The following is a 22,092-nucleotide window of genomic DNA, read 5'->3' on the forward strand; positions in this document are numbered from 1 at the left end:
AGCGACCGCCTGGAAGCCCCACACATCTAGCTAACGCCCCTCGACGCGAACGTGCCCGGTTGGAGGCTCTGCTAGGGCTGGTGATCCAACTCGTCGAACAGTGGGCAGCGCGGGCCGGGCGCGACCCCGCCGGGGCGGCCCCGCGCCGGGCTCGGTTCGGAGCTGACGCCGCCGGGGCGGTGCCCTACTGCGGCGCTTCTGGCTGCACCCCTGCACTCGTATGAGCGGGCCGCGTACCTGGAGGCACTCGCCGCCATCGGTAGCCTCGATCTTTGGGACGCCTCCCGAGACGGGTTGCTGTGATCGCTGGCCTCACCTGCCCTGGAACTCCGGCGTGCTCGAAGACACGTCAATCGGATCAAGATGCTCAAACGGCAGATGTTGGGCCGAGCCGGATTCCAGCTCCTCCGCAAGCGCCTCCTGACGTCTTGATCGCCAGCCTCAACCGAGCGTGCAGGGAACTGGATGGCGTCACCTTCGGCGGCTGTGGAAAAGTTCTGGCGACAGCCACCAACGAAGAGACCGAGATGAACCATGACGATGCCCTCCAGCAGCTCAGCCGCATAGCGCATGAGAGGGCGTTCGGCCGGCAGGTTGGATCCCACCGGCTCATCCAGGCGGGGTTGGACGCACTCATAGCCGGGGTTGAGAGCCCTTCGCTCGCCATGCTCGCCGGCCTCCTGCGGAGCGAAGAACCGGAAGCCCCAGCTCTCTTCGACCAGGTCCTGGAGGAGCTCGGACTCCTCTTCCAAGCGCCGGCCGACCCCCGGGCCGCGAAGTGGGCCATGGCCTATTGGATCGCTGGTCAGATTGTGGACGGATCCCTCGATCCCGCTGCTGGCGCCCACCTGATCTGGGCCGACGTCGCCTACGACCTCGACTACCCCGAAGACCTGCAGCCACTCGTAACGTGCGCGCTCACACTGGATGACTGGGAGGAGAGCTGGGATGTCTCCCTCCAGGCACTGAAGGAAGAAGCGACCGAGGCGGCAGAACAACTCTTGATCAAGCAGCCGCCGGGAGAGAACAAGGACTGAGTGTCAGTGGATGCGCCGTTGAGTAGCTCATCCACTCGGCAGCAGTCGTCACATTCCGTGCACGCATCAGTGAATTTGAGCCAGAACCCGTTCTGGCGGACAGAGCCACGCGGCGGCTGTGCGGTCCCTGCCCGCAGGAGGCGCACTGACGGTCGTCGATGCCCCCCTCGCGCCCACCCGCGCCCACCACCGCCCTGGCGCGATGCCGGGGCGGGGCCGCCCGTGGAAGTGCGCCTCAGCTGGCCAGACGCTGCAGCGTCTGTTGGAGGGAGACCGTGCCGTTGACGGGCCGGTTGTGGGGGAGTTTGGCCAGGAGGACTGCCATGCCGCAGGTGTTGGTCACGCCGGAGAAGACCAGTCCGGCGCCGACAGCTGCGGACAGCCAGTGCGCGGGTGGCCAGGCGAGACCGGCCAGGAAGCCGGCGACGACCAGGGTGCCGGCGGCGAGGCGGACCTGGCGGTCCATGGGCCAGACGGCGCGTGCCCCGGCGGGACGCTCGACCTCGTGGCCGGCGGCGGCCCAGGCCGCGGTGCCGCCCTCCAGGGTGGTGGCCTCGATGCCGACGGCGGCGAGCCGAGCGCAGCCCTTGGCGGAGCGGGCCCCGGAGGCGCACACGACGAGGAGCGGCGTACGGCCTGCGACAGCCTTCAGGGTGTCGGCGGCCTCGGCCAGACGGTGGAGGGGGACGTTGTGGGCGCCGGGCAGGTGGCCGGCGGCGTACTCGCCGGGGGAGCGGACGTCGATCACGGTGAACTCACCGAAACGTCCGGTGGCCTGGGAGGGAGTCAGTGCGGCTGTCGTCACGGAGCGCATGCCTTTCTGGGTGATTCCTCCACGGTAGGATACCCATAGGGGTATGCGAGGAGGATGCTGTGCAACTCGACATGAGCGCAGAGGAGCTGAAGTCGGCGCTGAACCGGCTGCGGCGGGCACAGGGCCAGCTCGCGGGAGTGATCAAGATGATCGAGGAGGGCCGGGACTGTGAGGACGTCGTCACGCAGCTGTCCGCGGTCTCCAAGGCGTTGGACAGGGCCGGATTCTCGATCATCGCGACGGGGCTGCAGCAGTGCATGACCAGTGAGGACCCGGAGGTGCGGGACTCCGCGCAGATGCGGGCTCGACTGGAGAAGCTGTTCTTGTCCCTGGCGTAGTACTTGGGGCAGGCCACGGGGCTGTGTCACAGCGCCACGCCTGTCGCCATCGCCGCGGCCACGGCCAGCAGCAGGGCGCCGAAGACCCGCGGCAAGGCGGCGGGCGCGACCTTCGCGGCCAGCCGCCTGCGTCCCAGGCGCCCAGGACTGCCGCCGCGATGAACGGCATGATCAGCGCCCAGTCGAGGCTGACCCCGGCGGCCGCGCGCGCCGCGAGGGCGACCGGTGCGTTCGCGATGATGACCAGCAGGCTGGTGCCCACGGCCGCACTCATGGGTACGGCGAGCACGGTCACCAGGGCAGGCACGGCCAGGAAGCCGACGCCGAGGAAGCCGGTCACCGCGCCGAGTCCGGCCCCCGCGCCCGCCGCGCGTGCGACGGACACCGTCGCGTTCTCCGGCGGCGTTCGGTGGTGCAGCATCCGCAGGCCCGCCGGCACGGCCAGGGCCGCGAAAGCGAGAGTCGGTACGGTGGCGGGAATCTGCGCGGACAGAACACCGGCCGCGGCGGCGGGCAGAAGTCCGGCCGCCGCGAACAGCAGCCCGGCCGCCAGCGCACCTTCCCGGCGCGGGCATGGGCTGCCAGGGCGGTGGCCGAGGTGACGATCACGATGACCAGGCCGGCGGTGGTCGCCTCGACCAGGCTGAAACCGAGCAGGTAGATCAGGGCAGGGACGGTCAGGATGCTGCCGCCCGCCCCCAGGGAGCCCAACGCCAGGCCGACCAGCGCCCCGGCGAGCAGGGCGAGGACGAGCGCGATCATGTGACGGTGACCGCCTGGCCGTGTGCGTCCTGGATGGGCAGGCCCTCTCCGGCCCAGGCGATCATGCCTCCGGTGACGTCCACCGCCTCCACGCCGCGCGCGGCGAGCAGTCGCGCGGCCTGCCGGGAACGCTTGCCCGAACGGCAGATCAGTACGAGGCTGCGCCCCTCCCGGCTGCCGGGCGTATCCGCTCCCGCGGCTGCCAGCCGCGACAGCGGCACATGCAGCGCACCGGGCGCGTGACCGGCCTGGTATTCGTCCGCCTCCCGGACGTCGAGCAGGGCGGCTGTACGGTCCCGGATCAGGCGATGTGCCTCGGACGGAGTGATGCGGCCGGGGCCGCGTCGGAAGAAAAGCATGCTGTTCCTTGCGTGCTCCTCGTCTGCGGGACCGCCGACGGCCCGGCAGACGAAGCCGTGGGGGTTAGTTCCGGGCGGGCGTGACAAGCACGAGGTCGACGTCTGCGGCGGCTGCGTAGCCGTCGTCGATGGCCATCACGTCACGGCCCGCCGCGTCCAGCACGGAGGCGGCGATCGCCGCGCGCATCCCGCCCGCGCAGTGCACCCACACCGTGCCCGCGGGCACCTCGCCCAGGCGCTGATGGACCTGGTGGACGGGGATGTGCATGCTGCCCTCGATCCAGCCGTCGGCCCGCTCGCCGGCGCGGCGTACGTCCAGAACGACCACGCCCTCGCCCCGCCCGCGCGCGGCGGCCAGGTCGGCGAAGGTCGCGCGCGGGAACGACACCGGTTCCTCCTGCCCGGCGACCCAGTCGGCCGGTGAGCCGACGGCGGCTGCGGCCGGGCGATCGATACCCACGCGGGCCAGCTCGCGCTGAGCGCGGACGTCCTTGGCACTCCTCGCCAGCAGCGTCACAGGCTTGCCCCACGGGATCATCCCCGCCAGTTGGGTCGCCAGCTGCCCCTCGACCTCGAAGTTGAACGAACCGGCCACGTGCCCCTCGGCGAGCGCCACTCGTTTGCGCAGGTCGACGAGCCACTCGCCCGCCGCCAGACGACCCGCGATCTCGTCGGCGTCCGCGCGCTGTGGTGCGGTCAGGTCCACGGGAGCTGGGCCCGCGGAGTTGGCCGGGCCCATGTGCGCGTAGTAGGCCGGAGCATCATCCAGCCCGGCAACAGCTGCTGAGCACGCCTTCTTCTCCGACGAAACGGGCGTCGACTGGAATGTCACTTTCCTGCTGCTGGGGATGATGCTGATCATCGCAGTCCTCAAGCGGACGGGGCTGTTTGAGTTCGTGGCGATCTGGGCGGCCAAGCGGGTTCGAGGCCGTCCCCACCGGCTGATGGTGCTGCTGATTCTCGCTACGGCGTTCCTCTCCGCTTGGTTCGACAACGTCACGACCGTGCTACTGATCGCTCCGGTCACCATCGCGGTATGCCGCGACCTGGGGTTGCCGGTGGTGCCCTATCTGATCGCCGAGGTGATGGCCTGCAACATCGGCGGCGCGGCCACCCTGATCGGAGACCCGCCCAACATCACGATCGGTTCCCGGGCAGGCCTGTCGTTCAACGACTTCCTGCTCCACATGGCTCCCATTTCCATGCTGTTGATCGCGGTACTTGTCGCCCTGTGCCGGTGGATGTTCCGCTCCGCCTTCTCTTACGACCCCAAGCGTGCGGCCACGGTCATGGCGATGCGCGAGCGGGACGCCATCACGGATGGCAGGACGCTGGCGGTCAGCGGTGTCGTGGTCGCGATCGTGATGACTGGCTTCGTCCTGCACACGGCCCTGCACCTGGAGCCCTCGGTCGTGGCGATCGCCGGCGGCCTGGTGCTCCTTGCCGTCTCGCGGTTGAACACCAGGGAGGTGGTGGCCGACGTCGAGTGGGAGACGCCGGCGTTCTTCACCGGCCTGTTCGTCATGGTCGGTGCGATGGTGCGGACCAGGATCATCACCGATATCGGTGAGGCCGCCGCCCGAGCCACCGAGGGGCAGTTGTTCGGCGCGTCGATGGCCCTTCTGTTCGGATCCGTCATTCCCTCCGCCGTCATCGACAACATCCCGTTCGTCGCCTGGGTCAGCCCGATCGTCTCCGAGATCGTCGCCTCCTCCGGCGGAACGGAGGAGGCGGGCGTGCTCTGGTGGTCGTTCGCTCTGGGAGCGGACCTCGGCGGCAACGCGACGATCATCGCGTCCTCCGCCAACGTCGTCGTCGTGGGAATCGCCGACCGCAGCGGACACCACATCTCCTTCTGGCAGTTCAGCCGCTACGGCCTGGTCGTCACCGCCGTCACGATCACCGTCTCGGGCCTGTATGTCTGGCTCCGCTACTTTGCGCTCGCTTGACCACCGAAGGGGGTTGACAGCAATGGGCGAACCCGACGACGAGAGGATCGCCGACTTCGAAGCCCGACTGTGGCATGACGATCCCCGCTTCGCCCGTGGCTTGGACAAGGGCTGCCCCCGGCGGCCCCGCGAGGACCGCCGCGGCCGGGCATGGCTGGCCATGGCCTTCGCGCTGGCCGCCCTTGTCGCCGGAGCGCTTGTGCCGAACGGACTGCTGCTGGCGAGCGGCCTGGTCATGACCGCATTGCCGTGAACCTCCTCGACACCCGACGGCGCCGCCTCCACCGACGGAGGCACGAGGACCTGTTCTGAGTCCGGATCACGGGGGTGCTCGGCAGCCGCCGGCGCACCAGCCTCTTGTCAGACACCGCTGTTACGTTGACGGGAGGATCTTGCTTCGACCTCTGGAGAGGGCGTATGTACGACGAACGGCTCGCCGAGTTCTCCCGCGAGCGGCTGGACGGCCGTCCGGTACCCGACGACCTGCGCGTTCTGCTGGTGGCGCAGTGGGAAGGCCGTACCGACTTCACCCGCCTTCTCGACCTCGACTTCTTCGAGGCGGGAGAGGTCCACCCGCTCCTGGACACCAGCTATCTGAGCGAAAAGGAACTCGCGGACCCGGAGATGCAGGCTGTCAACGCCGCAGCTGCGGAGATGGCCACGTACGTCAAGCTCGTGGCGAAGGGCGGAAAGGGGTGGATCGGCTACTGGGTGCACCCCGACGAACCCGCGGACCGTGCATGGCATCTCACAGAGCTGGACACCGAGTTCACCTTCTGGAGCCTGGTCGGCCTCACCCTCACCGAGGGGGCCGCTGCCGAGCGGGCGAGCTACCAGGATGTGCCCGACGAGCGAATCGCGTTCGCACAACTGGCCGCCGAACTCGCCGAGCTTGGCCTACCGCTGAGCAACCAGGACTACGACGCCCTTGATGACACCGAGTACAGGGTTAACCCGGAGGAACTCATGGAGGAGCTGATCGAAGCCGAACGCGAGAAGCGCGGTCTTCGCTGAGCGGGGAGACGCCAGCGCCCCGGGTGCCGCACGGGAGGTGGTTGCTCTATGGGCCGCCGCCGGTCATGAGATATCTCGTTTGTCGGTCGAGCGGGCAATCCGAAGAAATGGCCTGCTGCAGCCCATCAACTACTTGGCCTGTTCGGAGTCGCAGCGGACGGCAGCGTCGGTCGGTCGACAGGTGAACCTTGCAGGTCAGACTGCCACGGGAGCCGCCCAGGGCAGCCGCCTTGCCGGGGACGACCTGCTCACTCGTCACCACCCCGGCGACCCGGCAGGCCACTGCACGACGCCCGCGCGCCGTCGGCCGTACAGGGGCGTCGTTGTCGTTCCCTGCAGACGGCCCACTCGGCCGCCGGCCTGTGCCCACCCGATGAGCGAAGTAGGGGTGCCGACACGGATCGACACGACCCTTCCGACCCGGTGAGGATGAAACGGGCACGTAGGCTTGGTCGCAGGTCCGAGCGCAGGGGTGGCAGGCTGGAATGGCGTGGAGGCATGTCGTCGTCCTGGCGATCGTCCTGCCGCCGCGCCTCTCATCGCCGCGGTGGCACGAGCGCTCTGCCAGTCACCGTCCCCGCCCCGGTCCTTTCGCCGACGTGTTCGGCCGCTACCTAGCGGCGGAGTCGGCCTCCGCGACCGCCTCGAACCGCCCCCGTACGCCATCCGTGTCGGGCTCATCGAACCCCGACCGCTGACCCCCTGAAGGAACAGTCCGCCCGTGCTGCTGCCCCTCGCCCTGTACGTGCTCCTCTTCGCATGTGCCTTGACCGTCACCTTCAAAGCTGCCCGGATCCGTACCTTGCCCGCGTGGCGCCGCTTCCTTCCGCTTGCCCTTTTGCTCGCCGCGACCGCGACCAGCCTCCTGCGCGGCGTCGGCGTCAGCGGACCGGCCGAGTTCGTCGCCTTCCCGCTCAATCTTGTGGCCATCGCCCTGGCCTGCCGCGAGATCCGGGCTGTTGGCGCCCGAACAGCGACCAGGCCGTCATAGGGGCCGCGTCGAGCTCTCACGCAGCAGAATCCACTGCGAATGACGCACGATGGAGATGAAGCGAAGGCAAGGGCGCTGCTGCCGCCTGCCGCCTGCCGCCTGCCGCCTGCCGCCTGCCGCCTGCCGCCGCACGCGCGGCGCGAAGGCCCGTGGAAGGGAAAGACCGTGGCACGCATCTTCATCACCGGCTCCGCCGACGGTCTCGGCCGAGCCGCCGCGCAAACCCTGATGGCCGCCGGCCATGACGTCGTCCTCCACGCACGCAGCGCCCAACGCCTCACCGCTGTCCGCGACCTCGTCGACCGAGGCGTCCTGGCAGTCGTGGGAGACCTGGCCGACCAGGACGAGACGTCGAGCGTCGCCGAACAGGTGAACCGGCTCGGCCCGATGGATGCCGTGATCCACAACGCCGGTGTCTACACCGGCGCACACGTCATGCCCGTCAACGTCGTCGCTCCCTATCTGCTCACGGCAATCATTCAGCGCCCGCGGCGGCTGGTGTACCTGAGCAGTGGCATGCACAGGGGCGGGAGGGCGGAGCTGGCCCACATCGACTGGAGCGGACGTCGCGCAACCGGCTCCTACTCGGACAGCAAGCTCTTCGTGACGACCCTTGCCGCCGCTGTTGCCCGGATCTGGCCGAACGTGATCAGCAACGCCGTCGATCCCGGCTGGGTGCCCACGAGGATGGGAGGACCCGGCGCGCCCGACGACCTGCGGCTGGGGCATCTCACCCAGGAATGGCTCGCCACCACCGACGACTCGCGAGCGCGCTCCAGCGGCGGGTACTGGTATCACCAGCGGCTGCAGGATCCCCACGGTGCCGTGCACGACGTCGACTTCCAGACCCAACTACTGGCCGCGCTCGCGGACTACACGGGCGCAGCCATGTCTGACCCATGACGGGACCGGCACCCGTGAGCCCGTCCCTCTGATGCCGAAGTGCTGCGGGCGCCCCGAAGAGCGGCCCGCAGCACTCGTCATCCGCGTGTCATCGCGTCATCGTGCCGGCCAGTGCGGCCACGTCGGAGCGAACGAGCACCAGTATTCGGGGCAGCCGACCCGGTAGGCCCGGGTCACCGTCTCCGTCACCGATGCGCCCGAGCGGTCCTCGGCGGTGACCTTGAGGGAGACCCAGCCGGTCTTCATCGCCGGTACGGTCACCCGCCGTTCGTCGTCCCGCCCGCCGACGCGCGCCGCCTGCCATGTGGCGCCGTCGTCCGTGGAGTACTGCACCGACACCCGTTCCACGTCCGCGCCGCCACGCGCACCCGCCTGGCGGCCGATCTCCAGCCCGAATGTGAACTCCCGGTCCTCCGGAGCCGAGTTGTCGCCGTCGAGCCCCGCCATGTCGTAGCGCGTGTCGAGGAGCGGCAGCGGGCTCTCGCCGTCGGTGTGCTCCGAGCGGAACCGCCAGACGTCCGTGACATGCGTACCAAGAGACCAGTCGGGATGGTCGCGGTGTGCCGTGGACGTCAGCTCGTACCACTGCCCCCGGCGCGGTACGTCGAAGGCGCCCTGCCCCGGCTCGTCGTTGCGTGCGACGACCCGGCCCGAGTCCTCGCGCAGCGTCGTCTCACCCGACTCCAGATCCCTCGCCGGATCCGACCGGTGACCCGCCGCGTCCGAGAACATCGGCAGCGCGAGACGCAGCTTGTCCCCGTCACGCGTGGCCTGCGCCCGGCCGTCGGGGCCGGTCACCGACAGCGACGGGTTGAACGGGCCGGTCAGCCAGTTGTCCTTGACCGTACGCCCCTCGCGGAAGACGGTCGGATTCGAGTACTGCACCCCGAGCGGGCCGTCGGCGTCGATCGCGTACTCGAACGTGGCCGTCGTCCACGGCACGTCCGGCGTGTAGTACGCCGTCATCCGGTGCGGAGCACGGAACAACGTCGACTGCTGGGCCAGCCGCAGGCCTTGGTGGGTCACCCAGCCGTAGATCCCCTTCGGGTCGTTCGGGTATCCGGTGGTGCGGAAGCTGTGTTCCACGCCCGCCAGGTCACGGCGGCGGTCCTGCCAGTGCGCACCGGCAGGAACCCCGTCGTCGTGCTTGTGGAAGGTGAAATAGGTGCGGTCGCCGTTGCGTTCTCCCTTGATCCGCAGCGTCACCTCCCCCTGGGCGAGGCGCTCGCGCAGCAGGGCCACGCCGAGCGCGTCGACGCCCAGCGGCGGGTCCGCCACGTCGAACGACGCGTACCCGGACATCAGGATCGCTGCCGGCTTCTGCGCCTTGATCGCCGCGTATCGCCTGTCCCGCTCCTCCCACGGCACGGACCAGCCCGTTTCGAAGAGCACGATCCGATCCTTCAGCTCCAGGCCGGTCAGGTCCTCGCCACTGCCCGCGTCGACGACATGCTTCTCCAGATCCCAGTCCATCCGACCCCAGGACACGAGCCGCACCGGCACGTCCACCGGGGCCGCGGCGCCGCCGACCGTCGTCGCGAGGACGTACGGCTGCTCCCAGGACGCGGCCGAGAAGTACGTCATCCCGGGTATCCGGACGCTGCCCACGGCGTATGACTTGTACGCACCGCCGAAGATCGGCGCGGCCAGCCCCGTCGTCGGCCGGTCCGCCCCCGTCGACGAGACGATTCCCGTCGCCGAGCCCTGCTCGTTGATTCGCATCTCCGGGTCGTCGATGCCCAGGGTGACCGGCTTCGCCGCGGACACATCCACCTTCAGTGTGCGGTCGCCGGTCAGGGAGACACGCTGTGCGACGGCGACGGAGGTCTCGGGAACGCTTGCCTCGCCGTGCGCGACGTACTCCCACACCCCGCCGAAGACCCGGTAGTCGCCGACCGGCACCCGGATCTCCTCGGGTTCCGTCGTGAGGCCGATGAGCTGCGACTCACCCGTCTTCTCGTTCTGCACCACGAGGTTCGTGTACGCCGCCTCGACGCCGGCCCGCTTCGCAGGGGGCTGGAGGGTGAGAGTGGCGCTCGGTCCCTCCGCGTCCACACCGACGGGCGTGCGCGCCGTGCTGCCGTCGCTGCCCCGCGCGGTGATCCAGGAGCTGTGGGCGCCGGGGGAGACCCGGTTCATGTCGATCCGTACGGTCGTGGAGGCCGTACCGCCGGCCGGGATCGTGAGCTGCCGCGCGGTGAGCGCGACCGGAGCCTTCCCACTCAGGGAGAGAGTGAGCCGGACGTCCTTGCCGCCGCTGTTGCGGTACGTGACCGTGCGCGTCGGAGTGCCTGTGTAGGGCCAGGCGAGTTCGGCGGAGACCGCCGCGGGGATGGCGGCGACCCGGGACGCGAGCGCGCCGGGCACGTCCACGCTGCCCGAGCCCTGCTCGTACACGCCCGCGCCGTCGACGGGGTCGGCGGTGGCGACCAGCGCCGCCTTGAGCTGCTGGGAGCTCCAGTCGGGGTGCCGCTGCTTGAGGATGGCGGCCGCGCCGGAGACATGAGGCGTCGCCATCGACGTGCCGCTGATCGTCGCGTAGAACTCGCTGCCCGCGGCGTCGTCGAGAGTCCCCGCCGCGCGGGCGGCGGTGATCGCGCTGCCCGCCGCGGTGATCTCCGGCTTGACGCCGCCGTCGGCGACCGCGGGACCGCGGGAGGAGAACGAGGACATGGCGCCCTCCTTCGTCACCGAACCGACCGTCAGTGCGCTCGGCGCCGCTGCCGGCGAGCCGATCGTGCGCGGTGCGCCGTCGTTGCCTGCGGCGACCACGAACAGCGGCCCGCCGTCGGCCGACAGGCTCTCGACCGCCTGCGACAGCGGATCGCTGCCGTCGCTCGGCAGACTGGAGCCCAGACTCATGGAGACGATGTCTGCGTCCTGGGCGGCCGCCCACTCCATCCCCTCGAGGATCCAGCTGACGTAACCGGATCCGCCACCGTCGAGGACCTTGCCGACGAGCAGGTCCGCCCCCGGCGCCACGCCCTTGTACCGTCCCTGCGAGGCGGCTCCGCTGCCTGCGACGGTCGACGCGACGTGCGTTCCGTGGCCGTTGCGGTCGGCGACGCTCTCGTCCCAGGTGAAGTTCTGCTCGGCGGTGACCTTGTTCTTCAGGTCCGGATGGGCAGGGTCGTACCCGGTGTCGAGCACCGCGACCTTCACGCCCTTGCCGTCGAGGCCCTTGCGCCATGCCTCGGGGGCGCCGGTCATGGCGACGGACCGGTCCAGGCTCGCCTTCACCTTGGCGTCGAGCCACAGCTTCCCGGAGGCTGCGGTACGTGACGTGCCCCCGCCCGTACCTGCGAGGAAGCCATGCCAGGCCGTCGCAGCCTCCGACTTGCGCACGGTGCGGGCTGTCAGCCCGAGCTCCGGGTACGTCTCCCGCTGGGTCGAGCCACGCAGCGCGGGCCCGCCTCCTGCCGTCGCGATGAGTGGGATGTCCGACCGGGCGGCATCGTCGTACCCCTGCGCGACGAGCACCGTGATGTCGAAGAGTTGCCGGTCCACACGCCCGTCCGCGAGGGCCTGCGTGGCGTCCACCGGGACGACGTACTCATGGTCGTCGACCCTCACCCGTGTGAACGCGATGTGCTCCCGGCCCTTGCCCGGACTCACCCCGCTGACCTGTATCCCGCTCCCGCTCCCGGCGAAACTGACCCGGTCCCCGCTCACCAGCGTGACGGTCCGCTGCCCCGGTACGGGACCACCTGGCACCCCTGCGCGCGCGGGCCCCGGTCGGGCGGCCTCCGGCCCTGCGGCCGCGGGCAAGCCTGTGGCCAACAGCGTCACCGCGACGGCCGCGACGACGGCCGCGGTCCTTGATCTCGATCTCATCCGCTGTACCAACTCCCTGAAGGTGTCGCGAACTTCACAGGAAGCACATTGGAGCCAGGAGTCGCCGCTGTGACAGTGGATGGGAAGGGCGGAAGGCCGCCATGGCGCAACACCGCCACGCCCGAGCGCCCCCTGCACTCCGCGTCTGCACCCCTCGGTCGCGCGGCTCCGTCGGCAGGCCGGGCGCGCGGGGCGCCCGGCCAGGCGCGACCGCTCCTTGCGAGCCTGCGGGGCGGACGACGAGGATGATCCACATGCGCCGCGTCGAGTCCTTCACGTACGGGCCCCTGAGCCGCTGGGGCGTACGCGCGGGCGGGACCGGCCTGCACCCCCGCGGCGGACCGCGGCGGACCGCGACGCCTGCGAGCAGGCACCCGCCCGTCCCGAACATCTCGCCGAGGATCCGCTGGACTCCCGGCCCGTCCAGCCATGGAGGAACCCGACCGTGACCACCGAGAATCTCGCTCCGCAGGCACTGATCGATAACGTCCCAGCCTTCGCCGCCCACGCCAGGACCGCCACCTTGCTCCGACCCACGGCCGGTGATCCCGGCCCGCGAGACAACTCCGTCGGAGGTCCGCTGCTGTGGCCTTCAGACGAGCCGTGGCCGGAATGCCAAGCGCCGCACGTGGTCCACAAGCGCGAGAAGCTGTCGGATCGGGACCGTGAGCTCTGGGAGGAAGTCGACCGCGAGATGAAGGCGCGGCGTCAGGCACGCGGCGGCGGCCCGTACGTGCTGACCGAGGAGCAGGTCGAGACCCAGAGCCGGATCATGGACGGCGCCGGCGTGCTTGACAGGGTCACATGGGAGCGGATCCGGACGGTGCACGAGCCCCCTGCCGCACCGTTCCCATGGTCCCCGTCCTCCAGCTCCATGCCCGGGACGTCCCCGACCTGACCATGCCGGACGGCACGGACCTGCTCCAGATGCTGTGGTGCCCCGTGGACCACGCCGAACTGCCCGGCCAGCCTCGCTATTGGGGGCCGAACATCGTGCTACGGCACCGCGTGGCGGAGACCGTCGGAGCGATACTCGACCCGCCCCGGCCGGAGCAGGCCCGGGGCGCCTATCTGCCGCAGCCGTGCGTCCTCGACCCGGCCCGCGTCGTCGACCTGCCCGACCAGGACGAGCTCCCGGAGGACCTCGTCGACACGGCGTACGCGTGGGCCGAGGATCGGGGCGTCGAGTACGCCCGCCTCCTCGCCTGCCTGCCCGGCTGGAAGGTCGGCGGCTGGCCGAGCTGGCACCTCACCGACCTCGTTCCCATCGACTGCCGTTGCGGGGTCCGGATGCGCCTCATGCTGACCCTGGACAGCGGCGAGGGCCCGGATCTCAACGTGGGCCGCTTCGGTGAACTCCGCGTCTTCGCATGCCCCGCGGACCTCTCCCACCCGTTCCGTTTGAATATCCAGTAGCCCCCGCGGGAGGTGCGGGTCGGACCGGGCCGGGTGGGGGCGACGGGACTCGAGTCCGGTACGAGGGTTCGGCGAGTGGGCGGTCGACAGTCGGCGTGTCGACAGGCATTGGTGTCGGACAGCGATGAGTTGCGGGAGGACGCTGGGTCAACACGTGCAAGGGCTACCCGAAGCCCTCGGAACGACGAGGAGATGTGATGAGCGCTGTGGTGATGCACAACGTCGTCTCCGTGGACGGCTTCATCGCCGACGCGGAGGACCAGGTCGGCCCGCTGTTCGACTGGTACTCCAACGGCGACACCGCACTCGGCGAGGTCGGCAAGGTCTCGAAGGTCTCGGCGGAGTATGTCAGGCCGATCTGGGCAGGCATCGGCTCGATGGTGATCGGGCGCCACCTGTTCGACATCACGAACGGCTGGGAAGGGGCACCGCCGGCGGGTGAGCATGTGGTCGTGGTGTCGCACCGGCCCAAGCCCGACGGGTGGCACCCCGAGGCGTCGTACCACTTCGTCGGCGACGTGGCACGGGCGATCACGAAGGCCAAGGAACTCGCAGGGGAGCGTACGGTCGCCGTGGCGGCGGGCGACGTCGGAGGTCAGGCGTTCGCCCTCGGTCTGGTGGACGAAGTGGCGATGGATGTCGTGCCTGTGGTCTTCGGCTCCGGCAAGCGGTACTTCGGGCCGGTCGATTCCCGGCATCTTCTCGAAGATCCGCACACGGTGATCCAGGGCGACAGGGTGCTGCACCTGCGCTATCGAGTCCGCCGCTGACGAGCTCCGTTGGGAGGCGCCGAATCCGATCTGGTGTTCCGCAAGCGACTCGAACCGGTGAAATCGTAGCCCCGGCCCAACTCCTCCAGGTCGCGCCCCGCGGCGGGCACCCGGACTCGCACCACAGCGTGCCGACCGGGCCGAACGCCTCACCGGCCGTCCCGTTCCGCTCCAGGGTCCGCGGCCTCGTGAGCCAGGCAGTCAGAATTCTTCGCGATCCCGTCGATGAGCCACATGCAACGATGTCGCCCGTGACTGGATTGTCCTCCGCGCCTGTTGTCGATGGCACGCCCCGCAACCACGGCCTGGGCCCCCGTGCCGCAGCCGTGCTCGTGTTCGGGTCGTCTGCCGCGGTCCTGGTGGTGGAGATCGTCGCTCTGCGGCTGCTCGCTCCCTACCTCGGCCTCACCCTCGAGACCAGCACCCTGGTGATCGGTATCGCCCTCACGGCGATCGCCGTCGGCTCCTGGCTGGGTGGGCGGGTCGCCGACCAGGTCAATCCACGCCGGCTCATCGGCCCCGCGCTCGGGCTGTCGGGCGCGGTCGTCGCACTCACCCCTGCCGCGCTGCGGACTACTGCGCAGTGGGCACCAGAGCTGCTCCTGTTGATCGCGTCGCTGACCATCCTGGTGCCTGGCGCACTGCTCGCTGCGGTGACGCCGATCGTGACCAAGCTGCGCCTCACCAGCCTCGCCGAGACCGGCACGGTTGTCGGCCGACTGTCCGGCGTCGGCACTGTCGGCGCCATCGTCGGTACGGTCCTCACCGGCTTCGTCCTCGTTTCGCGGTTGCCGGTCAGCGGCATCCTGATCGGCCTCGGAACACTGCTGGTGGTCGGCTCGGCGCTGGTCGAGTGGCGCACGCGCGGATGGAGCCGCACGCCTGCCCTGACGCTCGTGGTCGCCGTCGGCGGCCTCGCCACCATGGTCGCGCCCGGTGGCTGCGACACGGAGACCAGGTATCACTGCGCAACGGTCGTCGCGGACCCTGATCGGAACAGCGGCCGCACCCTCGTTCTGGACGGCGTGCGGCACTCCTACGTCGACATCGACGACCCGACCTTCCTGGAGTTCGAGTATGTGCGCGCCGTCGCGTCGGTGGTCGATTCCGCCTTCCCCGAAGGCGAGCCACTCGCTGCCCACCATGTGGGCGGCGGTGGCCTCACCTTCCCCCGGTATCTCGCAGCCACACGGCCCGGGACGCGCAGCCTCGTGTCCGAGATCGACAGCGGCGTCTTGCGCATCGACCACGACCAGCTGGGTCTGACATCACAAGGCGGTATCCACGTACGCGCCGAGGACGGCAGGCTCGGCCTGCGCCGACTGGACACCGCCAGTCGAGACCTCGTCGTCGGCGACGCCTTCGGGGGCGTCAGCGTGCCGTGGCACCTCACTACCGTGGAAGCGATGGCCGACGTGAGGCGGGTGCTCGACGAAGACGGCCTGTACGTCGCCAACCTCATCGATCACGGGCGTCTGGCCTTCGCACATGCCGAAGTAGCCACCCTCAGGGCGACCTTCAAGCACGTCTCCCTCCTCGGTGAACCCGGCGACATCGGCCTCGACCCGACCGCCACCTCGGAGGGCGGCAATCTGGTGGTGCTCGCCTCCGACCGGCCGGTCGATCTGCGCGCGACCCAAAAGGCACTGGACGCCCGGAAAACCGGCTGGAAGATCGCCACCGGCGCCGACCTCACCTCCTGGATCGGCGATGCTCAACTGCTCACCGACGACTACGCACCCGTCGACCAGCTCCTCCAGCCCTACAGCACACGGAGCAGCCAGTGACAGGACACCCGTCCAAGCCCTGTCGAGATACTTGAAAACACGCTGTCCCAGACCCTGTTGGCCATGTGCTGCCGCGTGACTCCCCCTGTTCGGCAGAGACCGTGCGACACCCGGTCTCGCGCAGGGCGAAGTCCATCACCCTCGTCGAGCGTCCGCCTCGGCGTCGGCGCGGTCCAGGTCGCGGTAGCCCTCCAGATGCGCGGCTGCGCCGCCTCCGCGGCCGCTCCGTCACCGGCGCTGCGTCCATCGCCGCCGTACCGCTCGCGGAGCGCTCGTGCAGACCCATCGACCAGGTCCATGGCCCGGAACGGTCGGCGGGGGAGCGGCTCCGGTTCAGGGCGAGCGGAGGCCCGCGATCCGGGACGCGGCCAGGCGTACGGAGGGAGGAACGCAGAGCCCGGCGGTCCGGGCCAGAACCATCGTTCGCGCGCTGGCCGGCAGCTCCACCGATGTGGCGTCCCCCGGGTGGTCGACCACGGTCCGCGGACGGGCATCGCCGACGGACGCAGCGGTACCGCTGCGGGGGGTGGGGCGGAAGCGTCTCATGGACGACCCTCTCGTCAATGTTCCATCCGGAAGTCGCTTTGGACAATGTGGAGGGATCTACGCGCGTTGGAATCGGCGTCGGCATATGAGAAAGCACCAGACCTCGCCGGCGCAGTTGGAGAAATGGCCACAACCTTTCGGCAGGGGGCGCCATATGCCCCGAGCCAGGAGAGAATTCCGGACGCACTGTCCAAAAGAATCAAAAGGAAAGATCCGTGCGACCAAGACTCTTCGGCGCGACCGCCTCCGTGGCCGCACTCGGGCTACTGGGCTCCCTCGTCACCTCCTGCGGCTCGTCCGGGAGTGACGGCGGGACGACACTGCGCTTGGTGGCCGCGGAGTACGGCACCAGCCCAGCGACCAGCTCCAAGGCGTACTGGGACAAGCTGACCGCCGCCTTCACCGCCGCCCACCCCGGCAGCAAGGTCGAGGTGACGCTCTACCCGTGGGCCGACGTCGACCGCGAGGTCACTCGCGTGGTCAAGGAAGGCAATGCCCCGGACGTGGCCCTTATGGGCGCGTACTCCGACTTCGCGGCGCAGGGCCGCCTCTACGCCGCAAGTGAGGTGCTGTCGATCAAGGCGGAGGCGAACTTCCTGCCGCCGCTCGCGGAGGCGGGTTCGGTCGACAACACGCTCTACGGCTTGCCCTTCGTGGCCAGCAGCCGACTGCTCTTCTACAACGAGACGCTGTTCGACAAGGCCGGAGCGGAGCCGCCGGAGACGTGGGAGGAGCTCGAGGACGCTGCCAAGGCGCTGAAGGAGGAGGGGGTGCTGTACCCGTACGCCCTGCCGCTCGGCCCCGAGGAGGCCCACGCCGAAGCCCTGATCTGGGAACTGAGCAACGGCGGAGGGTACGCCGGGATCAGCGGCGGCTACAACATCGCGTCCGAGCAGAACACCCAGACGTTCCGCTGGATCAAGAACAATCTGGTCGCGCCCGGCTTGACCGGCCCGGTTCCACCGGCCGAACTCAACCGCCAGGATGCCTTCGCCGCCTTTCTGCGCGGCCAGGTCGGCATGCTCAACGGCTACCCCTCGCTCCTCCACGAGGCGAGGGCGAAGGGCATGAAGGTCGGCACACTCAGCATGCCGGTGTCGGACACGCTGAAAGACGGGCAGCCCTTGCCGTCGGCGGGCGTCGCCGACTGGATGATGGCCTTCAAGCGCGACGGCAATCGTCAATTGGTCAGTGATTTCCTGGAATTCGTCTACGAGGACAAGAACCTCAGTGAATTCGCCGGGCGTTACCACCTCTTGCCCTCGACGGTGTCCGCGAGTCAAACCTCCAAGGCCGTGGCGGCGGACCCCAGCGCCGCACAGTTCCTGCACGCACTGCGCAATGCCGAGCTCTACCCGGTCAACGAACCGTCCTGGCTTCAGGCCAGCGACACCATCAAGCGGAACATCGGCAAGGCCGTCGAGCCGTCCGCCGACCCGAAGGCCGTGCTGGAAGGCATCGCCCGGGAGGTCCAGGACATAGCGAAGCAGACGTAGGCGGTCCGGCGGTCCCGGAGTCCGCGGAGACCGACCGCTTCTCCCGTCGTCGTTCTCTCCACTCCCCTGGAGGAGCGCTTCGCCGACAACGCGTCCGCCGACAACCCGTTCGCGGACGCTGCCCATGCCTGCGCACTGGAGTCGCCGGGCCGACCAGCCGCGCGGCCGAAGGGACCTACCCGACCCCCCCCGTGCACTCTCCGAGCGTCGAGAAATGCCAGGTGAACCGGGTGAGGGCCGGGCTACAGTCCACCACATGGCGAACGACTTCCTGCTACCCACCCGGCACCTCGGCGGCGGCGAGCGGCTGTTGCACGGAAAGCCCGTGGCCTCGGCTGTGGCGCCCGGCGGGGCCGAGGACTGGGTCCGGCTCGACGCCGACATCTTCCGCAGGACCCTGGAGTACGTCGCCGGATCGAGCACCTCGTCGAGGATCCTGATCGGCGACCGCTGGTTCGACCGCCGCGAGATCGCGGACCGGGGCTCCGCCCCGTACTGGCGCAAGGCCGACGACGGGACCGGGGCCGGCCAGTCCCGGGGACGCCCGCTGACCACGTCCGAACTCGCGCTGGGCCTGTGCCACGCTGATGCACGGGTCCGGGCGGCTGCGCTGGACGCGGTCGGTGGGGAGCCGCCGCTGCCACTCCTCCTCCTGCGCTGCGCGGACGGCGACGAGCGTGTACGGGAGCAAGCCCGCACCGTCTTCGCCAAAGCCCTCGCGTCGGTCGATGACGACTCCGCACGCGCACTCACCGCGCTGGCCCTGCGCCTCGGCGGCCGCAGGCACGGCCGCTGGGCGCGGGACACGGTGCTCGCGCGGACCGGAGGCATCCACGCGGCAGCCGTGCGGGAACTGCTGGCGAGAGAGGGCCGGGCAGGGGAGGAGTCCAGGATGGCAGGCATCCGGGCCGGAGCGGAATCCGGGCTGCTGAACGAAGACGCCCTGTATCAGATGGCCATGACGTCAAAGGAGAACCGCGAGCGCCTCGCAGGGATCCGCGCCGCGCTCTCTCTGGGCCAGGACGAGGCAGCGCGGAAACGGTTCCTTGCCTTCCTGAACGCGTGCGAGGACTCGGAGTTGCGGGTCATGGCTCTCCGACATGCGCTTGCCGTGCTGCTGCCGTCCACCGGCGACCTGGCCGACCTCGCCGTGGGCCACCGCGACCGGAACGTCCGGCGGCTCGCGGCCCGGGCGCTGTTGGACCGGCCGGCTGCACGGACTGTTCTGGACCGGCTGTTGGCGGCGCCCGACGCTGCCGTCCGAGGCTTGGCCGTCCGTCGGCTGCGAGCCACCGGACGGTCCGAAGACCTGGTGCCCCACCTCACCGATCCCTCTCCCTGGGTGCGAGGCCTCGCCCGGTGTGGACTATGCGCGGCGGGCGGCGATCCACACGAGTGGTACCGCGCGGTGTGCGCCGATCCGGATGCCGTCACATCCGCGGCGGTCAGCGGCCTCGCGGAGCGCCGGGACCCCGAGGACGCCGCGCTGCTGCGCGCGCTCGCTCGGCACACCGACGGTGGCGTACGGGCCCGGGCCCTCGGTGGTCTGCGACGGCTCGGCGCCCTCGGCGACGACGTCCTGATCCGGTACGCCGACGATCCCGACCCACGCGTGGGAGCGGTCGTCCTGCGCGCACTGCGTGACGACCCCGCGGCGCTGCGCGCGCTGCTCGGCCACCCGCTCGCGCGTGTGCGGGCCCGGGCCTTGGTCCACCTTGCGCACCGTCATACCATCGGCTGGGACGAAGCCCTGCCGCTGCTGTCCGATCCGGCGCCGGAGGTGACCCGGGCCGCACGCGGCGCCTTGAAGGCCGTAGGCCGCGAGGTCCCTGTGACACGACTTCTCGCCCTTGCGGCACCGGGCGAGGCGCCGGAGCGGCGGGCACTGGCGATGTACCTTCTCGGCCGCTCGTTCACACCGGAAGCCCTGCTCAACGCGCTGCGCCTGTTGGACGATCCCCTGCCTGCAGTGCGTGCCGCAGCCCGCGATCAGGCGGAGTGGGTCCTGCGTGACAGAGTTGCTGCCGAAGGGCCGCACGCGGACAAGATCCGAGCTCTTGCGGAACGGCACAAGGAACGGCTTGCCGCCTGGCGTGCCGAGGAGGGGAGACGCCGCCGTGCTCGACGAGACCGGTGAGCGTTTCTGCCGCCCCGGTGCTGCGCCCGACGTCCGCCCGGCCGCGGCACCGCCGCGCCTGTGCCGGCGGTGTCCGGTTCCTGGCTGGGGCTCGTTCCGCCGTCCGTTCAGACGGCGCGTACCGAGCTGAAGTCGACAGCCCGGTCCGCTTCTTCCAGCACCCGCGCGGCCACCTGCCTGGCCTCCGCCGGCACGTCCCCGCGTTCCCGGACGAGAGTCGCGTAGATCGGAGCGTCGCCTGCTGCCCGGCTCATATGGTCGTGCTGGTTCACTGCGGTGGTCCTTACCTGTGGCGGAATCGGCTAGCGAGTGTACGGGGCTGCGGTGAGCTCCGTGCGGTGTGGGTCGCTCGTGCAGAGCGACCGCTGGCTGCCGGGCTCGGTCCGACCAGTGCCCAGGCCTCATCCCATCGGCGGTGGGCGGCCGCACAGTACGACTCAGGCACGCCTGTGGCGGGGCCGGTGTGAAGGCGGCTCCGCACTCACAGTTGCAGCAGGCGTAGGGGGTGGGTGCGGCGCGGTGGCCCAGCCAGGTGGCGCGCTGCGCGGCGCTGGGCGCGGCGGGGAGCGGAACCGGACTCTGCGACGGAGGCCCGGACGTATGCCGACGACACGACAAGGGCCGGCCTGACCTGATGGTGAGGACGTACTGGCTGTGCCTGGCCTCGACAAGGGGCGGCCTGACCCGATGGCGAGGCAGTACTGGCTGTGCCTGGCCGACTTGGTCCTGGGGGGACCGTCTCAGCGGCAACCACCGGCAAGGCCGGGGGCGAAGAGTGTGTGTTTGACAGGCGTTTCGGCGGTGAGGTGAGAGGCACGGTCCTTTGGACATGTACGACTCATCGACTGGGGAGCCATGGAGAGCCTTCTTCGACTGACGCTCCTGCTTGGCGGCTCGGCGCTCGTGACCTTCGCCGCCGGCCGCGGGGCGGACCTGTTCCTGCGGCACGCGGACGCACGCCATCCCGAGACCCCGCTCTGGGGGCTGCTGCGCCGGTGCCGAACACCGCTGTACGTCGTCCTGTTCACCGTCGTGCTGAGGTGGACCCACCGCGCCTCGGACTGGGCGCCGTTGCGCGAGCACCGCGGGGCGGTCGTCCACGTCCTGCTGCTGTGCCTGATCGGCGGTGGCGCCTGGCTGGCCGTACGTGTGGCGTCGGCCGCCGTCGAGTCGTCGTACGCGCGCTACGCAGGGCGGTCCCGCGATCCGGCCAGGGTGCGCCGGGTCCGTACCCAGGTCACGCTCATCATGCGCGTGGTGACCGTCGCCGTCGGTGTGATCGCCACGGCCGTGGCCCTGGTGACCTTCCCGTCCTTCCGCGCCCTCGGCACGTCACTCCTCGCCTCGGCCGGAATCATCGGCATCGTGGCCGGTGTTGCTGCGCAGTCGACGCTCGCGAACCTCTTCGCCGGGTTCCAGATCGCGTTCGGCGACATGGTGCGCATCGGCGATACGGTCGTGGTCGACGGCGAATGGGGGCTCGTCGAGGAGGTGACGCTGACCTTTCTCACCGTACGGACCTGGGACGAGCGTCGAGTCACGCTGCCCGTCTCGTACTTCACCTCCCGCCCGTTCGAGAACTGGTCGCGCGGCAGCGCGGAGATGACCGGCACGGTCTTCGTCCACTGTGACCACTCCACGCCGATCGCGCTGATGCGCACACACCTCCGGGAATTCCTGGAGACCTGTCCCACCTGGGACCGCAGGGGCTGGGACCTGGCCGTCACGGACACCTCCCCGACCGGGATAACGGTCCGCGCGCTCGTGACCGCAAAAGATGCCGACCACGTGTGGACCACGCGCTGCGCCGTACGGGAGGAACTTGTCTCCTGGCTCGCCCGTGAGCATCCTGACGCACTTCCGCGCGTCGCCACCGCGCCGGCCCCCGGCACATCACCGAAGGACCGAGGGGACGACCGCTTCTCCACATCGTGACGAC

At 70.1% G+C, this 22,092-nt stretch carries 18 protein-coding genes and 3 pseudogenes; 14 read left to right on the plus strand and 7 right to left on the minus strand.

What is annotated here, in order from left to right; translation table 11 throughout:
- The first annotated feature begins 428 nt into the window (after positions 1–428).
- On the plus strand, positions 429–1,037 hold the full coding sequence (locus tag ACZ561_RS04800; protein ID WP_470989713.1) for a hypothetical protein: 609 nt from the start codon (positions 429–431) through the stop codon (positions 1,035–1,037).
- Positions 1,038–1,272: 235 nt separating this feature from the next.
- Here the strand turns inward: ACZ561_RS04800 and ACZ561_RS04805 are convergent, their stop codons facing one another.
- The gene (locus tag ACZ561_RS04805) at positions 1,273–1,851 is read right to left on the minus strand and encodes a rhodanese-like domain-containing protein (protein ID WP_470989716.1); all 579 of its coding nucleotides are present in this window, start codon (positions 1,849–1,851) and stop codon (positions 1,273–1,275) included.
- Between the two features lie 59 nt (positions 1,852–1,910).
- Here ACZ561_RS04805 and ACZ561_RS04810 point away from each other — a divergent pair, with 59 nt between their 5' ends.
- Complete coding sequence (locus ACZ561_RS04810) at positions 1,911–2,189, plus strand: metal-sensitive transcriptional regulator (RefSeq protein ID WP_019548565.1); 279 nt, start codon at positions 1,911–1,913, stop codon at positions 2,187–2,189.
- Between the two features lie 26 nt (positions 2,190–2,215).
- On the opposite strand, the pseudogene ACZ561_RS04815 reads toward ACZ561_RS04810, so the two are convergent.
- The 3 genes and pseudogenes from ACZ561_RS04815 to ACZ561_RS04825 all read right to left on the minus strand — a co-directional run.
- Positions 2,216–2,951 (minus strand): annotated as a pseudogene (locus ACZ561_RS04815) (sulfite exporter TauE/SafE family protein).
- The gene (locus ACZ561_RS04820; RefSeq protein ID WP_470989718.1) at positions 2,948–3,310 is read right to left on the minus strand and encodes a rhodanese-like domain-containing protein; all 363 of its coding nucleotides are present in this window, start codon (positions 3,308–3,310) and stop codon (positions 2,948–2,950) included. The pseudogene ACZ561_RS04815 and the gene ACZ561_RS04820 overlap by 4 nt, the downstream one beginning before the upstream one ends.
- A 64-nt stretch (positions 3,311–3,374) precedes the next feature.
- Positions 3,375–4,088, minus strand: a pseudogene (locus ACZ561_RS04825) (rhodanese-like domain-containing protein); the annotation flags it as partial.
- Between ACZ561_RS04825 and ACZ561_RS04830 the strand changes: the two are divergent.
- From ACZ561_RS04830 to ACZ561_RS04850, 5 genes and pseudogenes are all read left to right on the plus strand, one after another.
- Positions 4,084–5,259, plus strand: a pseudogene (locus tag ACZ561_RS04830) (ArsB/NhaD family transporter); the annotation flags it as partial. The pseudogenes ACZ561_RS04825 and ACZ561_RS04830 sit on opposite strands and share 5 nt — an antisense overlap.
- Positions 5,260–5,281: 22 nt before the next feature.
- The gene (locus tag ACZ561_RS04835) at positions 5,282–5,512 is read left to right on the plus strand and encodes a DUF3040 domain-containing protein (protein WP_470989719.1); all 231 of its coding nucleotides are present in this window, start codon (positions 5,282–5,284) and stop codon (positions 5,510–5,512) included.
- 164 nt (positions 5,513–5,676) lie between these two features.
- The gene (locus ACZ561_RS04840) at positions 5,677–6,273 is read left to right on the plus strand and encodes a hypothetical protein (protein WP_470989721.1); all 597 of its coding nucleotides are present in this window, start codon (positions 5,677–5,679) and stop codon (positions 6,271–6,273) included.
- A 721-nt stretch (positions 6,274–6,994) separates the two neighbouring features.
- Positions 6,995–7,264, plus strand: a complete 270-nt coding sequence (locus ACZ561_RS04845; protein WP_470989723.1) for a hypothetical protein — start codon at positions 6,995–6,997, stop codon at positions 7,262–7,264.
- Positions 7,265–7,303: 39 nt separating this feature from the next.
- A complete protein-coding gene (locus tag ACZ561_RS04850; RefSeq protein ID WP_470989725.1) occupies positions 7,304–8,167 on the plus strand; it encodes an SDR family NAD(P)-dependent oxidoreductase in 864 nt (287 codons plus the stop codon).
- 96 nt (positions 8,168–8,263) lie between these two features.
- On the opposite strand, the gene ACZ561_RS04855 is transcribed toward ACZ561_RS04850, so the two are convergent.
- The gene (locus tag ACZ561_RS04855) at positions 8,264–11,839 is read right to left on the minus strand and encodes a S8 family peptidase (RefSeq protein WP_470989728.1); all 3,576 of its coding nucleotides are present in this window, start codon (positions 11,837–11,839) and stop codon (positions 8,264–8,266) included.
- Positions 11,840–12,629: 790 nt separating this feature from the next.
- On the opposite strand from ACZ561_RS04855, the gene ACZ561_RS04860 reads away from it, so the two are divergent.
- The 4 genes from ACZ561_RS04860 (at position 12,630) to ACZ561_RS04875 (ending at position 15,974) form a co-directional block, all read left to right on the plus strand.
- Entirely contained in the window at positions 12,630–12,899 is a 270-nt protein-coding gene (locus tag ACZ561_RS04860; protein ID WP_470989730.1) for a hypothetical protein, read from the plus strand.
- Positions 12,854–13,417 (plus strand): hypothetical protein, encoded by a 564-nt coding sequence (locus ACZ561_RS04865; RefSeq protein ID WP_470989733.1) that lies wholly within the window; start codon positions 12,854–12,856, stop codon positions 13,415–13,417. Before ACZ561_RS04860 ends, ACZ561_RS04865 begins: the two co-directional genes overlap by 46 nt.
- 197 nt (positions 13,418–13,614) lie before the next feature.
- Entirely contained in the window at positions 13,615–14,187 is a 573-nt protein-coding gene (locus ACZ561_RS04870) for a dihydrofolate reductase family protein (RefSeq protein ID WP_470989735.1), read from the plus strand.
- Positions 14,188–14,438: 251 nt separating this feature from the next.
- On the plus strand, positions 14,439–15,974 hold the full coding sequence (locus ACZ561_RS04875; RefSeq protein ID WP_470989737.1) for a fused MFS/spermidine synthase: 1,536 nt from the start codon (positions 14,439–14,441) through the stop codon (positions 15,972–15,974).
- Positions 15,975–16,307: 333 nt separating this feature from the next.
- On the opposite strand, the gene ACZ561_RS04880 is transcribed toward ACZ561_RS04875, so the two are convergent.
- Entirely contained in the window at positions 16,308–16,520 is a 213-nt protein-coding gene (locus tag ACZ561_RS04880) for a hypothetical protein (protein WP_470989739.1), read from the minus strand.
- A gap of 215 nt (positions 16,521–16,735) precedes the next feature.
- On the opposite strand from ACZ561_RS04880, the gene ACZ561_RS04885 reads away from it, so the two are divergent.
- The gene (locus ACZ561_RS04885; protein ID WP_470989741.1) at positions 16,736–18,016 is read left to right on the plus strand and encodes an extracellular solute-binding protein; all 1,281 of its coding nucleotides are present in this window, start codon (positions 16,736–16,738) and stop codon (positions 18,014–18,016) included.
- Between the two features lie 256 nt (positions 18,017–18,272).
- The gene (locus ACZ561_RS04890; protein WP_470989742.1) at positions 18,273–20,153 is read left to right on the plus strand and encodes a hypothetical protein; all 1,881 of its coding nucleotides are present in this window, start codon (positions 18,273–18,275) and stop codon (positions 20,151–20,153) included.
- Positions 20,154–20,260: 107 nt separating this feature from the next.
- Here the strand turns inward: ACZ561_RS04890 and ACZ561_RS04895 are convergent, their stop codons facing one another.
- Positions 20,261–20,425: a hypothetical protein gene (locus tag ACZ561_RS04895; RefSeq protein WP_470989745.1), complete on the minus strand. Its 165-nt coding sequence runs from the start codon at positions 20,423–20,425 to the stop codon at positions 20,261–20,263.
- 583 nt (positions 20,426–21,008) lie between these two features.
- Here ACZ561_RS04895 and ACZ561_RS04900 point away from each other — a divergent pair.
- Positions 21,009–22,088 (plus strand): mechanosensitive ion channel family protein, encoded by a 1,080-nt coding sequence (locus ACZ561_RS04900; protein WP_470989748.1) that lies wholly within the window; start codon positions 21,009–21,011, stop codon positions 22,086–22,088.
- The last annotated feature ends 4 nt before the right edge of the window (positions 22,089–22,092 follow it).

It is taken from the genome of Streptomyces sp. NPDC039609, assembly GCF_055596705.1.